At 71.8% G+C, this 13,217-nt stretch carries 11 protein-coding genes; 5 read left to right on the plus strand and 6 right to left on the minus strand.

Features of this window, described 5'->3' with window-relative positions; all coding sequences use genetic code 11:
• Positions 1-75: 75 nt before the first annotated feature.
• Complete coding sequence (locus tag G3576_RS31760; protein ID WP_164695267.1) at positions 76-1,203, minus strand: MFS transporter; 1,128 nt, start codon at positions 1,201-1,203, stop codon at positions 76-78.
• 102 nt (positions 1,204-1,305) lie between these two features.
• On the opposite strand from G3576_RS31760, the gene G3576_RS15260 reads away from it, so the two are divergent.
• Positions 1,306-1,686: a rhodanese-like domain-containing protein gene (locus G3576_RS15260; protein ID WP_164695268.1), complete on the plus strand. Its 381-nt coding sequence runs from the start codon at positions 1,306-1,308 to the stop codon at positions 1,684-1,686.
• Positions 1,687-1,907: 221 nt separating this feature from the next.
• Here the strand turns inward: G3576_RS15260 and G3576_RS15265 are convergent, their stop codons facing one another.
• The 3 genes from G3576_RS15265 to G3576_RS15275 form a co-directional block, all read right to left on the minus strand.
• Positions 1,908-2,375 carry a GlcG/HbpS family heme-binding protein gene (locus tag G3576_RS15265; RefSeq protein ID WP_164695269.1) on the minus strand — a complete coding sequence of 156 codons (468 nt, stop codon included), beginning with the start codon at positions 2,373-2,375 and terminating at the stop codon, positions 1,908-1,910.
• 61 nt (positions 2,376-2,436) lie between these two features.
• A complete protein-coding gene (locus G3576_RS15270) occupies positions 2,437-3,975 on the minus strand; it encodes a hypothetical protein (protein ID WP_164695270.1) in 1,539 nt (512 codons plus the stop codon).
• Between the two features lie 325 nt (positions 3,976-4,300).
• Positions 4,301-5,947 (minus strand): electron transfer flavoprotein-ubiquinone oxidoreductase, encoded by a 1,647-nt coding sequence (locus G3576_RS15275; protein WP_164695271.1) that lies wholly within the window; start codon positions 5,945-5,947, stop codon positions 4,301-4,303.
• 126 nt (positions 5,948-6,073) lie between these two features.
• On the opposite strand from G3576_RS15275, the gene G3576_RS15280 reads away from it, so the two are divergent.
• From G3576_RS15280 to moaB, 3 genes are all read left to right on the plus strand, one after another.
• On the plus strand, positions 6,074-6,880 hold the full coding sequence (locus tag G3576_RS15280; protein WP_164695272.1) for a uracil-DNA glycosylase: 807 nt from the start codon (positions 6,074-6,076) through the stop codon (positions 6,878-6,880).
• A 397-nt stretch (positions 6,881-7,277) separates the two neighbouring features.
• Positions 7,278-8,837 (plus strand): lytic transglycosylase domain-containing protein, encoded by a 1,560-nt coding sequence (locus G3576_RS15285; RefSeq protein ID WP_235951950.1) that lies wholly within the window; start codon positions 7,278-7,280, stop codon positions 8,835-8,837.
• A gap of 48 nt (positions 8,838-8,885) precedes the next feature.
• Positions 8,886-9,425 (plus strand): molybdenum cofactor biosynthesis protein B, encoded by a 540-nt coding sequence (gene moaB, locus G3576_RS15290; protein WP_164695274.1) that lies wholly within the window; start codon positions 8,886-8,888, stop codon positions 9,423-9,425.
• A 97-nt stretch (positions 9,426-9,522) separates the two neighbouring features.
• Here moaB and G3576_RS15295 read toward each other — a convergent pair whose 3' ends face one another.
• Positions 9,523-9,762, minus strand: a complete 240-nt coding sequence (locus tag G3576_RS15295; protein ID WP_164695275.1) for a DUF2188 domain-containing protein — start codon at positions 9,760-9,762, stop codon at positions 9,523-9,525.
• Positions 9,763-9,806: 44 nt separating this feature from the next.
• Positions 9,807-11,471 (minus strand): stimulus-sensing domain-containing protein, encoded by a 1,665-nt coding sequence (locus G3576_RS15300; RefSeq protein ID WP_164695276.1) that lies wholly within the window; start codon positions 11,469-11,471, stop codon positions 9,807-9,809.
• Between the two features lie 116 nt (positions 11,472-11,587).
• Here G3576_RS15300 and G3576_RS15305 point away from each other — a divergent pair, with 116 nt between their 5' ends.
• Positions 11,588-13,213 carry a long-chain-fatty-acid--CoA ligase gene (locus G3576_RS15305; RefSeq protein WP_328729177.1) on the plus strand — a complete coding sequence of 542 codons (1,626 nt, stop codon included), beginning with the start codon at positions 11,588-11,590 and terminating at the stop codon, positions 13,211-13,213.
• The last annotated feature ends 4 nt before the right edge of the window (positions 13,214-13,217 follow it).

Consider the following 13,217-nt stretch of genomic DNA (forward strand, 5'->3'; position numbering starts at 1 on the left):
CGCGGGGTGGGACGAGGCGATGCGCGACCTCGCGCGCAGCAATGGCGCGCTGCGCCCCCGCGGCGGGGGGTGTAGCTACCGCCTGACCGGCAGCCGCCAGATCATCGCCGTCAGCGCGACGCCGAGGCCGACCAGCAGCCAGGGCACCACCCAGGGACCACCCGCGAGGTCCGCGCCCAGGCCGAGCGCGGCCGGGATGACGGCGACGCCGATGGTGGCCGCGGCGACCTGGAGGCCGACCGCCTGGGCGGCGTCGCCCGGCCCGACGCGGGCGGGGGTGCGGGCCATGACGGTCGGGAAGATCGGCGCCAGGGCGAGGGCGCAGACGGCGAGCGCCACCAGATCCGCGACGCCCAGCGCGAAGGCGACCATCGCCAGCAGGGCGACGGGCGTCAGCAGCCGCAGCACGCGGTCGGCGCCGATGCGGTCCACGACGAAGCCCAGCGCCAAGCGGCCGCCGGTGAGCGCCGCGAAGAAGAGGGTGGCGGCGACCGCGCCCTCCGCCGGGGTGGCGCCGCGCGCGCCGGTCATGATGGTGGCGACCCATTGGCCGGCGCCGGCCTCGAGCCCCGTATAGAGGAAGAAGACCAGCACCTGCAGGCGGGCGACCGGGTTGCGCAGCACCGCCAGCGGGTTGGCGCGGGAGGCGGGGGGGCGGGGGGTGCCGTCCTCCCACCGCTTGCGCGTGGCGAGGAAGCAGAGGGTGAGGGCGCCGAGCGCCAGCGCCACGGCGGCGTAGCCCGCCTGCCAGCCGAAGCCCGCGGCCAGCAGCGCCGCCGCGGTGGCGGGGCCGAGGGTGGCGCCCACGCCCCAGAAGCCGTGCAGCCAGTTCATGTGGCCGGGCTTGAAGCGGGAGGCGGCGAAGAGGTTCATGGCGGAATCGACCGCGCCGCCCCCGAAGCCCGCCAGCACGGCCAGCGCGACGAAGCCCGCCCAGGGCGGCGCGAAGGCCTGGCCGCCGGCGGCCAGGGTTGTGGCGGCCAGGCTGCCCACCAGCACGCCGCCGATGCCCACGGCCGCGATCATCCGCGCCGTCAGCATCCCCGCCGCGACATAGCCCACCGCGACGGCCGCCAGCACCAGGCCGAGCGCGGCGTTCGGCACCTCGTAATGCGGGCGGAGCGAGGGCCAGAGGCTGCCCGGCATCGGGTCCGGGAGGCCGAGGCCGATGAAGGCGAGGAAGGCGAGGGCGAGGAGGGGCACGCGCCCGCCTACACCGGAACGGCCTCGCGCTCCACCATGCCCCCGGTTGCGCGGGGTGCGGCGCCAGGGGCAGGCTTGACCCTACAAGAGGGAGAAAGCGCCATGCCATTGACGGTCAAGGACATGCTGGCCGCGGCGAATGCCGAGGTGCCGCGGATCGCGCCCGCGGACGCCGTGACGCTGGCGGAGGAGCCGGGCGTCCTGCTGCTGGATGTGCGCGATGCCGCGGAAGTGAAGGCGAGCGGCAAGGCCGCCGGGGCGCTCGCCGTCAGCCGGGGGCTGGTGGAGTTCCGCGCCGATCCGGACAGCCCGATGCACGACCCCACGCTGAAGCAGGCCAGCACGATCCTGGTCTACTGCGCCTCCGGCGGGCGATCCGCGCTGGTGGGCAAGACGCTGAAGGACATGGGCTATGGCGATGTCCGGAACCTCGGCGGGTTCAAGGACTGGGTCGAGGCGGGCGGCCCGGTGGAGCCGGGGTAGCTGTTTCATGCCCCCAAGTGGCGGGCGCGGCCCCCGGCCGCTTGCCTTCGCCGCCTAGAGCAATATGCGTTCAGATGGCATCATCTAAACGCATTTCTTGCTCTAGATTCAAATACTTCTAGAGCACGAGCTGCGTTCACCTGAACGCAGCGTGCTCTAGGCGGCGGCGCCCGTTCGGGCGCTCGGACGGGCCAGGTGGCCGGTCCGCCATGGGCATGGCCTCAGGCCGCGTCGCCGGTGTCGGGCACCAGGCCCGCGGCCTGGATGCCGGCGACGGCGCAGACCTCGTCCTTGTCGGAGGCATCGCCGGAGACGCCGACGGCGCCGAGCACGGCGCCATCGGGGCCGCGGACCAGCACGCCGCCCGGCACCGGCACGGCGCGGCCGCCGGCGAGGTCCGACAGCGCGTTCATGAAGCCCGGCATGGCGGTGGAGCGGCGGGCGAGCTCGCGCGACCCGAAGCCCAGCGCCATGGCGCCGAAGGCCTTGCCCCAGGCGATGTCGGGGCGGAGCAGGCTGCACCCATCCTCCCGCAACGCGGCCTTCAGGTGGCCGCCGGCATCGAGCACGACGACCGTCAGCGGCGCCAGGCCGAGTTCGCGACCCTTGGCGAGTGTCGCATCGACGATGGTGCGGGCGGCGGCGGCGGTGATGCCGTGCTGGAAGCCGGCGGGGGCGGTGTTGCTCATGCGCGTGTTCTCCGGTGGTGCCGCTGTCTGCGGTCTCCGGCGGGCGCTGTGAAGGGGGACCTCAGCGGATCGGCAATTCCAGGGGGTTCGACCGGCTGCCATCGGCGAAGACGGCGGTCAGGATCAGCAGCCGCGCATTGGCGGGGGCCTGCATCTCCACCACCGCACGCGGCGGGTCGCCGGCCAGCAGCACCTCATCCGGCACGCCGACGGGCACCACGCGGGGGCGCCGTTCGGCGTCGGTCGCCCATTCGATGGCGATCAGCCCGGCACGCAGATGCCCGGCGACCGCGAAGTTGTTGAGCCTTCCGCCGGAAAGTCGCCCCGGCGCGTAGTTGGCGAAGGTGCCCTGGCGCTGGAGGGTGCGCTGCGCCTGGTCGCGGATCGCCTGGGCGGGGTCGAAGGTCACCGCCACTTCCGGCGCCATCACGCCGTCCCGGTCGATGTAGCGGAAGCGCATGGGCTGCACGCGCCAGGGGCGGTTCATGCGGAGCGTCGGCGCCGGTTCGCCGGCGCGCTGCGCGACCTCCGCCCAGACCGCGCCTTCGGCATCCGTGCCGCGGAGGAACTGGACGGAGGTCGCGGGCTCCGGCGCCTGCACGCGCAGCAGGATGGGCTGGTTGGGGGTGCCGGGGGGCGGTGGCACGGCGGTCAGCGTCAGGCGGCGCTGCGAGACCTCCCGCGTCCAGGACAGGGCCAGCATCTCCTCCTGCAGCCGGGCGACGGCGCCCTGGTGGAGGAAGCGGGCGGCGAAGGCGGGCAGGCGGTCCTCATCCTCGAAGGCGGCGATCAGCGCCGCGATCCGGCCGGCCATGGCGATGGTCGGGCCCTGGGGGAGGGAGGCGGCGATGAGGGAGCGCGCCAGCGCCGCCACGGCCAGCAGCGCCTCCGGATCCTGGTCCACGATCCGGGTCAGGGCGGCGATGCGCTCGGGCCCCTCCGGCAGCGCCATCGCCTCAGCATGGTCGCGGAAGGCGGCGGAGAGGTTGGCGGGCAGGGCGGAGAGGATCTCCCGCACCGCGGGCAGGCCGGCGGCCATCAGACCGTCATGCAGCAGCAGGGCGTCGGGGCGCGGATCGGCGGAACGCCGGATCGATTCGGCCAGCGCCCGGGCGGCGAGCACGGGTTCGTCCCGCATGCGCAGCAGGGTGGCGTTGTAGAGGTATTCGTCGGCCGAGGCGGGGCGGGGGCGGAGCGGCGGCTGATCCTGGTCCAGCGCGGCACGCAACTCCTCCAGCGCCGCGACGTCGTGGCGGGGCTCCCCGAACCAGGAATCCTGCCTTGCGGCGATGGCGGAGGAGAGGCTGCCGAGCACCCCGCGCTGCACGCCGATGAGGGACTGGAGCCCGGCGAGGAGCAGGAAGCCCAGCAGCAGCACCGCGGCGACGGCCATGATGCCATGCGGCCAGGACGCTTCCCGCTTCATCCGCGCCAAGGCAAGGCCGGCGCCGAGGCCGAGGGCGGCCAGGCCCGCGAGGATGAAGGTGGCGGGCAAAGCGGGCTGCAGGATGTCGGCAGCGAGGCCGAGGACCAGCAGGGCGCCGAGGGCGATGCCGGTGAGGGCCGGGCGGTCCAGGAAGGGTCGGATCAGGCCACGCATGGCGGCGTGATATGGGCTCACGCGATCGTGGGCAACCGCCGGGTGGGCGGCTTCGGCGATATGGCGATGAAGGGGTTAGGGGCAGCACACGCCGGGGGCGAGTAGTGCAATCGGGGGTTGGTGCGCTGAACGGCCCCCCACCCCGACCCTCCCCCGCAAGCGCGGGGGAGGGAGGGAGCAGGCTGCGTCATTCGCGCCCCCTCCCCCGCGCTTGCGGGGGAGGGTCGGGGTGGGGGAAACGCTCCCCTACATGCCCCCGATGGTGTTCGGGCCGCCGCCGCCCTTGTGTTGCCAAGCGGTCGGGCGTCGGCGGCCTGCGGTCCCTCTACATCCCGCCGATGTAGTTCGGGCCGCCGCCGCCCTCCGGCGTCTTCCAGTCGATGTTCTGCGTCGGGTCCTTGATGTCGCAGGTTTTGCAGTGGACGCAGTTCTGGGCGTTGATGACCAGGTGCATCTCGCCCTCGGCGTTGCCGGCCTCGCTGCCCACGGCCTCATAGACCGCGGCGGGGCAGTAGCGGCTCTCGGGGCTGCGGAACTGCTCCCAGTTCGTGCCCTTCCAGCGGCCGGGGTCGCGCAGCACGAGGTGCGAGGGCTGATCCTCCTCATGGTTGGTGTTGGAGAGGAACACCGAGGAGAGGCGGTCGAAGGTCAGCACGCCATCGGGCTTGGGGTAGACGATCTTCGTCGCCTGCGCGGCGGGCTTCAGCGTCTCGTGGTCCGCATGGTGGCCCCAGGTCCAGGGCGCCTTGCCGCGGAAGACGTAGGTATCGAGCGCCGCGGCCGCCATGCCTCCCCAGAAGCCATACTTCGCGAAGCCCGGGCGAATGTTGCGCACGCCCTGCAACTCCTCCCACACCCAGCTGGCCTTGATGCCGGCCTCGTAGCTGTCGAGCACCGCAGGCCGGTCGCCGGCCAGGGCGGCGGCGATCGCCTCCGCCGCCACCATGCCGGACTTCATGGAGGTATGCGTGCCCTTGATCTTCGGCACGTTCAGGAAGCCTGCCGTGTCGCCCGCCAGCATGCCGCCGGGGAAGACCAGCTTCGGGATGGCCTGGATGCCGCCCTCGTTCAGCGCCCGCGCGCCGTAGCTGATGCGCTTGCCGCCCTCGAGGAAGCCGCGCACCGCGGGATGCGTCTTGAAGCGCTGGAACTCGTCGAAGGGGGAGAGCCAGGGGTTCGGATAGTCGAGCCCCACCACGAAACCCACGCTGACCAGATTGTCCCCCAGCATGTAGAGCCAGGAGCCGCCATAGGTGTCGGAGGAGAGCGGCCAGCCGGTGGAATGCCAGACCAGGCCGGGCTTGTGCTTCTCCTTCGGGATCTCCCACAGCTCCTTCATGCCCAGCGCGAAGGTCTGTGGCGCGACCCCGGCGCGGAGGTTGAAGGTCTCGAACAGGCGCTTGGTGAGGCTGCCGCGGCAACCCTCCGCGAAGACGGTGTAGGTGGCGCGCAGCTCCATGCCGGGCTGGTAGTTCGGGCCCTTGGTGCCGTCCCGCTGGATGCCCATGACGCCGGCGACGACGCCACGCACCTGACCTTCCTCGATGATCGTCTCGCTGGCCGCGAAGCCGGGATAGATCTCGACGCCCAGCGCCTCCGCCTTCGCCCCCAGCCAGCGGCAGACATTGCCGAGGCTGACGACGTAGTTGCCCTCATTGTGCATCTGCGGGGGCGTGGGCAGCTTGAACCCCTTCGTCTCCGTCAGCAGCATGAAGCGGTCATCGGTGACGGGGGTGGCCATCGCCGGCGGGTCGTCGCGCCAGTCCGGGAACAGCTCGTCCAGCGCGCGGGGTTCGAGGACGGCGCCGGAGAGGATATGGGCGCCGATCTCGCCGCCCTTCTCGACGACGCAGACAGTGGTGTCGGGGCTCAGCTGCTTCAGGCGGATGGCGGCGGCGAGGCCGGCGGGGCCGCCGCCCACCACCAGCACATCGAACTCCATCGCTTCGCGCTGCTCGGTATCCCCGCTCATTCCGCTGTTCCTTCCGGCGTATCGATGCCTGTTGGGTGGCTGGCTTGGCTCGGCTAAGCAGCCTCCCTTCGCAGATAGCGTCGCGGGCCATTGCGCGGAACCCCGCCCCGCGCCGATATCACCGGCATGGAGGCAGGATATCGCGAGGAGCTGCTGGCCGCGCTGCGGCTGCAGCTGGAATGGGGGGTGGACGAGGCGCTGGAGGAGGCGCCGGTCGATCGCTTCGCGGTGCGCGCGGCCCCGCCCTTGCCGGACGCGCCGCCCGTCCTCGCCGCGCCCGCCGTGAAGCCGGCGGCGCGTCCCGTGTTGCCGCTGGTGCCGCCGCCCGCCGCCGCGGCCGCCGCGCTGGCCGCCGCGGCGCAGGACCTGGCGGCGCTGAAATCCGCGATCGCGGAGGCCGACAGCCCGCTGCGCGACACCGCCACCAACCTGGTCTTCAGCGACGGCGTGGCCGAATCCGGCCTGATGATGATCGGCGAGGCCCCGGGCGCCGATGAGGACCGGCTGGGGCGCCCCTTCGTCGGCGTGTCCGGCCAGCTGCTGGACCGGATGCTGGCCAGCATCGGGCTGAAGCGCACCGAGAATTTCTACCTGACCAACATCCTGCCCTGGCGGCCCCCCGGCAACCGGACGCCCACGGACGCCGAGATCACGCTCTTCCTGCCCTTCCTGATGCGGCACATCGAACTGGTCCGGCCGCGCCACCTGGTGCTGCTGGGCGGCGTCTCGGCCAAGGCGCTGCTGCGGGCGAAGGACGGCATCACCCGGCTGCGCGGGCGCTGGCACCAGGTGGAAACGCCATCCGGTCCCCTGCCGGCGCTGGCGACGCTGCACCCCGCCTATCTGCTGCGGACGCCCATGGCCAAGCGAGAGGCCTGGTCGGACCTGCTGCTCCTGCGGCGGACAATTGATGGTGATGTCGCGCCACGCTGACGATTCCCGACGGAAAAAGCGCTGGAAGAACGTCCCTTAAGCGGCTGATTCCATGATGCGGCGTCTCAATATGTGAGAATCGTTTCGGATTCGGGGGTTGCCAGCCCCTTTTGGTGGCGTCTAGGGGAGTCCCGCCATGCGAGCGATCTGCCCCATGGCCCTTCGCCGCCGGCCGGTCTCCCCGTCACGCTCCCTCGTGATGGCGGCCCTGGTCGGGGCGACGATGATCGCGGGGGCTCAGGTCCCCGCCTTCGGGCAACGGGCCGACCAGACCGCCATGAGCGTCCCACGTCCTGCGGTGCAGGGCGGGGTCGCCGGGTTCCCGCAACCCCTAGCGCCGTCCGACGCGACGCGCCTGCGACGCATATTCGAGCTCCAGTCCCGGGGTGAGAATGCGTTGGCGGCGCGTGAGATCGAGCGGCTGGATGACCGTCGGCTGGTGGGCCATGTGCTCGCCGATCGCTGGCTGAGGGGCCATGAGCCTCCGCCATCGGAACTGCTGGGCTGGCTGACGGATTATGCCGACCATCCGGATGCACCGCGCATCCATGCGATGCTGGTGCGCCGTGCGCCCCGCGGCATGGTGCTGCCGCCCGCGCCTTCCCAGGAAATCCTGGCCGATGGGGCCGAGGTGGTGCCGGAGGAGCGGGAGCCGGCCTCCCGCACCATCACCCGCAACGCCTCGCTGGACCGGACGGTGCGCGACCGCGCGGGCAACGGGGATGAGGCGGGGGCGCTGGCCGCCATCGCCCGCGCTCGCGTCTCCGCCCCCTATGCGGCGCTGCTGCGGGGCGAGGTGGCGCAGGCGCTGCTGCAGCAGGGGCGGGACCAGGACGCCTTCCGCATCGCCTCCGAGGCCGCCCGGCAGTCCGCCGGCACGGCCTTCCCGGGGTACATCGCGGGGCTCGCGGCCTGGGCGCTGGACCGGCCGGATGTGGCGCTGGCCTATCTGGAACATGCGGCGCGGTCGGAGATCGCGTCCCCGGCCATCCGCGCCGGCGCCGCCTTCTGGACGGCGCGGGCCGCGGTGCGGGCGCGCCGGCCGCAGGCCTATGTGCCCTGGATGATGCAGGCGGCGCAGGAGCCGCGGACCTTCTACGGCATGGTGGCGCGCCGTGCGCTCGGCCTGCCCATGGGCTTCGCCTGGGAACGCGAGATCGCCGGCGAGGGCGAGGCCGCGGCCATCGCCGAATCGGCGGCGGGCTGGCGGGCGCTGGCGCTGTTGCAGATCGGCCAGCGGGACCGGGCGGAGGCGGAGATGCGCGCCCTCTGGCCGCGGGTGCAGGGCAATGCGGGCGTGCTGCGGGCCATGCTGCTGCTGGCCTCCCAGGCCGGCATGACCGACCTGGCGGCGCAGCTGGCGGCGCTGAGCCAGACGGCGGATGGGCGGCCGCGCGACTTCGCGCGCTTCCCGTTGCCGCGGCTGGAGCCGATGCTGGGCTTCCGCGTCGATCCCGCGCTGCTCTATGCGCTGGCGCGGCAGGAATCGAATTTCGACCCGCGCGCGGTGTCGCCCGCCGGGGCGCGGGGGCTGCTGCAGATCATGCCCGCAACCGCGAGCTACGTGACCGGGGACAGCAGCCTGCGGGGGTCCAACGTCTCCCGCCTGCATGATCCCGGCTTCTCGCTGGAGGTGGGGCAGCGCTACGTCCACTACCTCGCCCGCAGCGAGAACGTGAATGGCGACCTGATCCGGCTGCTGGCCTCCTACAATGCGGGGCCGGGCAATCTCGGCCGCTGGCTGCCGGCGATCCGGCACCGGGACGACCCCTTCCTGTTCATCGAGAGCATCCCGGTGGGGGAGACGCGGCAATTCGTGCAGCGCGTGCTGGCCTATTCCTGGATCTATGCGGCGCGGCTGGGGTTGCCCTCGCCGAGCCTCGATGCGCTGGCCACGGGTCGGTTCCCGCAGTTCCAGGACAGCCAGGCGGTCGCCGCCATGCTAACACCGCGCTGAACGACGCCCCCCGCCCCGGCGGGGGGCTTCCCAGCGACGGGTGGTGCCATGCCGATCGACGAGTCGAGAAAATTCGTGCCGGTGAACATCGCGGTGCTGACGGTGTCGGACACGCGCGACCTGGCCAGTGACCGGAGCGGGGAGACGCTGGCCGGGCGCATCACCGCGGCCGGGCATGTGCTGGCGGCGCGGGAGATCGTGAAGGACGACGCGACCCTGATCGAGGCGGTGCTCCGCCGGTGGATCGCGGACCCGACGGTGGATTGCGTGATCACCACCGGCGGCACCGGCATCACCGGCCGGGACGTGACGCCGGAGGCCTTCGCCCGGGTGCTGGAGAAGGAGATCACCGGCTTCGGCGAGCTGTTCCGGATGCTGAGCTACCAGAAGATCGGAACCTCCACGATCCAGTCGCGGGCGATCGGCGGCGTTTCGGGCGGGACCTACCTGTTTGCCCTGCCGGGCAGCACCGGGGCCTGCAAGGATGCCTGGGATGACATCCTGGTCTGGCAGCTCGACAGCCGCCACCGCCCCTGCAACCTGGTGGAGCTGATGCCGCGCCTGCTGGAGCATCTGAAGGCGGCGTGAGGTTCGTCGCTGCTGTGTCCCGCGGTCCAGGGTCCCGTTGGACCCTGGCGAGGGGGGTATCGGGGGGAACGGCGTTCCCCCCGGGCAACCGCCGTCGCTATCCCACCACCTCCGCTTCCGGCCGGTCGTCCCCGGCCGCGTGTTCGGTGCGCCAGGTGCCGTCCTTGTCCTGGAACTCGATCTCCGCGGGTTCGCCCGGCGTCTCGTGTTCGCGGGCGACGAGGCGGGCGGCGGCGAGTGCCGCGTCGTGGGTCGGATAGGTCTCGGAGAAGACGTCGCCGAGCTTGTAGGCGTAGCCGCCATCATGCTCGACCACCCGGTACTGCACCTTGTCCATCGCGCGCTCCTGCTGCCGTCGTGGGACCTGGCAGATGGGGCGTGTCAGGCCGCGGGCAGGGTCACGATGAAGCGCGCGCCGGTGATGGTGCCGTTGGCGTCGCGCTTGTTCTCCGCGCTGATGCGGCCGCGAAGCCCCTCCACGATCTGGCGGGAGATGGAGAGGCCGAGGCCCGAATGCTGCCCGAAGCGCTCGCCGCTCGGCCGTTCGGAATAGAAGCGGTCGAAGATGCTCTCGAGCTTCGCGTCGGGGATGCCGGGGCCTTCATCCTCCACGACGAATTCCACCATCTGGCCGGTGGGGCGCGCGCGGACCGTGACGTGGCCGTTCGCGGGGCTGAAGGAGACGGCGTTGCCGATGAGGTTGCGGAAGACCTGCACGATGCGGCCTTCGACGCCGCGGACGATCAGCCCTTCCTGCGGCGCCTCGATCTCCACCACCGGGTCCTCGTCGTCCCGCGTCGCGGCGTGGAGCTCGCCGAGGGCGGAGAGGATGGGGGCGACATCGACGGGCTGCGCGATGGTGCGCGACAGCTCCGCATCGACGCGGGAGCTGTCGGCGATGTCGTTGATCAGCCGGTCCATCCGCACCGCGTCGTCGGAGATGATGGCGAGCAGCCGGCGCTGCTTCACCGGATCCTCGATCCGGCGCAGCGTCTCGATCGCGCTGCGCACGCTGGTGAGCGGATTGCGGAGTTCGTGCGCGACGTCGGCGGCGAAGCGTTCATTGGCGTCGATCCGTGCCCAGAGGGCGCGTGCCGCCGTCTGGAGGTCCCGCGCCAGCACGCCGATCTCGTCGGGGCGGTCGAGCAGGGGTTTCGGCACGCTGCCGCCGCGGCCCTCGCCTTCGCGCATCGCCGCCGCGGCGCGGGCGAGCTGCAGGATCGGCGTGGCGAGGGTGCGGGAGAGGTAGGTGGAGAGCAGCACCGTCAGCACTAGCGCCGTCGAGAACAGCGCGAGGACGGAGACGCGGATGTCGAGCAGGCGGGCATCGACCTCCCGCGCCTCCCGCGTCAGCAGCACGATGCCGACGGAGGCGGCGCCGCGGCGGGCGGGTTCGGCGACGGAGACCAAGAGGCGGCCGTCATTGGTGCGGCGGATATAGGGGCGGACGCCGCCCTCCAGCGCCAGGCGCAACTCCTCACGCCGGTCGGCGCCGAATTCGGGCTGCCAGTCGAAGGAGGGGGCGTCCGGATTCACATCGACCACCACCTCCGTCCGCACCTGGCGGGGCAGGAGGGTCAGCAGGCGGTCATAGAGCCCGGCGACGGTGCCGGCGAAGACGCCGGGGGGCTGCGGTGGGGGCAGCGGTTCGGTGACGATGGCGCCGCCGGGGCCCTCCCGCACGCGGCTGTCGGCGACCATCAGGCCGGTATTGTCGAAGAGCCGCGCCTGGGTGTTGGGGGAGGGCTCGACCAGGCGGCGCAGCAGGGGGCGGGCGGCTTCGGGGACCAGGATGGTGCGGTCGTCGCGAGGGCGGGTGGCCGCTTCGCCGATGGCGGCGGCGTAGATGCGGGCCTGGGTGCGCAGCGCCTCCACCTCCGCCGCCAGCAGCCCGTTCTGGTACTGGTCGAGATAGAGCAGGGCAGCCGCCAGCAGCGCCGGCGGCAGGGCGTTGAGCAGCAGGATGCGGCGCAGCAGGGGCGAGAGCCAGCGCGGCTTCTCGCGGTCCGTGGTGGGGGAGGGGGGCGGGCCGCCCGCATCCGGCATTCGGTATCTCCGTCCTTCCCGCACAGTAGCGCCCATCCCGGTGGCGGCGCCATGGCGAGAGGTTGCGCGCGGCGCGGCTTCGGCCAAGACTCGCCGGCAATCAAGGCTCAGGGGGGATGCGTATGCTCGGGCTGATGCAGGACTGGCCGCTTCGGATCCATCGGCTGATCGACCATGCGGCGCGGCACCATGGCGGCCAGGCGGTGGTGAGCCGGAGCGTGGAGGGGCCCTTCCACCGGACGGATTACCGCACGCTGCGGGCGCGGTCGCTGCGCCTGGCGCAGCGCCTGGTGCGGGAGGGGGTGCAGCCTGGGGATCGCGTGGCGACGCTGGCCTGGAACACCTGGCGGCATATCGAGGCGTGGTACGGCATCACCGGCGCGGGCGGCGTCTATCACACGCTGAACCCGCGGCTGTTTCCGGACCAGATCGCCTGGATCCTGAACCACGCCGAGAGCCGGCTGATGCTTTTCGACGTTACCTTCCTGGCCTTGGTTGAAAAGCTTGCGCCTTCGCTGCCGCATGTGAAGCGCTACATCGTGCTGACCGATGCCGCACACATGCCGGCAACCTCGCTGCCCGGCGCGGTGGATTACGAAAGCTGGCTCGCCGAAGCGGATGGGGATTTCGACTGGGTGCCGGGCGGGGAGAATGACGCGGCCGGGCTCTGCTACACCTCCGGCACCACCGGGGAGCCGAAGGGGGTGCTCTACTCCCACCGCTCCAACGTGCTGCACGCCATGGCGAGCACGGCGGCGGACATGTTCGGCCTGCGATCGGTGGACAAGGTCATGCCGGTGGTGCCGATGTTCCACGCCAATGGCTGGTGCCTGCCCTTCTCCGCGGCGCTGACCGGGGCGGGGCTGGTGATGCCGGGGCCGAAGCTCGATGGCCCCTCCATCCATGAGGTCATCACCCAGGAAGGCGTCACCTTCACCGCCGCCGTGCCGACCGTGTGGCTGTCCCTGTTGCAGCACCTGGAAGCCACGGGCGCGGGGCTCGGTTCCTTGCAGCGCGTCATCATCGGCGGCAGCGCCTGCCCGCGCGCCATCACCAAGGCCTTCGCGGATCGCGGCGTGAAGGTGATGCATGCCTGGGGGATGACCGAGACCTCGCCCATCGGGACCATCTGCGGGATCAAGCCGGCGGTGGCGGGTCGGGACGCGGAGGGCATGCTGGATCTGCAGGAGACGCAGGGCTTTCCGCCCTTCACGGTGGACATGCGGATCGTCGGCGACGATGGCGCGGAGAAGCCCTGGGATGGGGAGACCTTCGGGAATTTGCAGGTGAAGGGGCCAACCGTCACGAAGGGCTACTTCAAGGCGGCGAAGGACTCACTGACCGAGGATGGGTGGTTCGAGACGGGCGACGTCGCGACCATCGACGCCAATGGCTACATGCGCATTACCGACCGCACCAAGGACGTCATCAAGTCCGGCGGCGAATGGATATCCTCGATCGAGCTGGAGAACCTGGCGGTGGGGCACCCTGATGTGGCGGAGGCCGCGGTGGTGGCGGCGCGGCACCCGAAATGGGATGAGCGGCCGCTGCTGATCCTGGTGCCCAAGGCCGGGCGCGTGATCGAGAAGCAGTCCGTGCTGGACCACATCGCGCCGCATGTCGCGAAATGGTGGATGCCGGATGATGTGGTGGTGGTGGAGGAGATTCCCCATACGGCGACAGGGAAGATCCTGAAGACGAAGCTCAGGGAGCAGTTCGCGGGCTATTTCGGGGTCGCGTGAGGGG

Origin of the sequence: Falsiroseomonas algicola (genome assembly GCF_011040385.1) — a bacterium.
Classification (GTDB): domain Bacteria; phylum Pseudomonadota; class Alphaproteobacteria; order Acetobacterales; family Acetobacteraceae; genus Falsiroseomonas; species Falsiroseomonas algicola.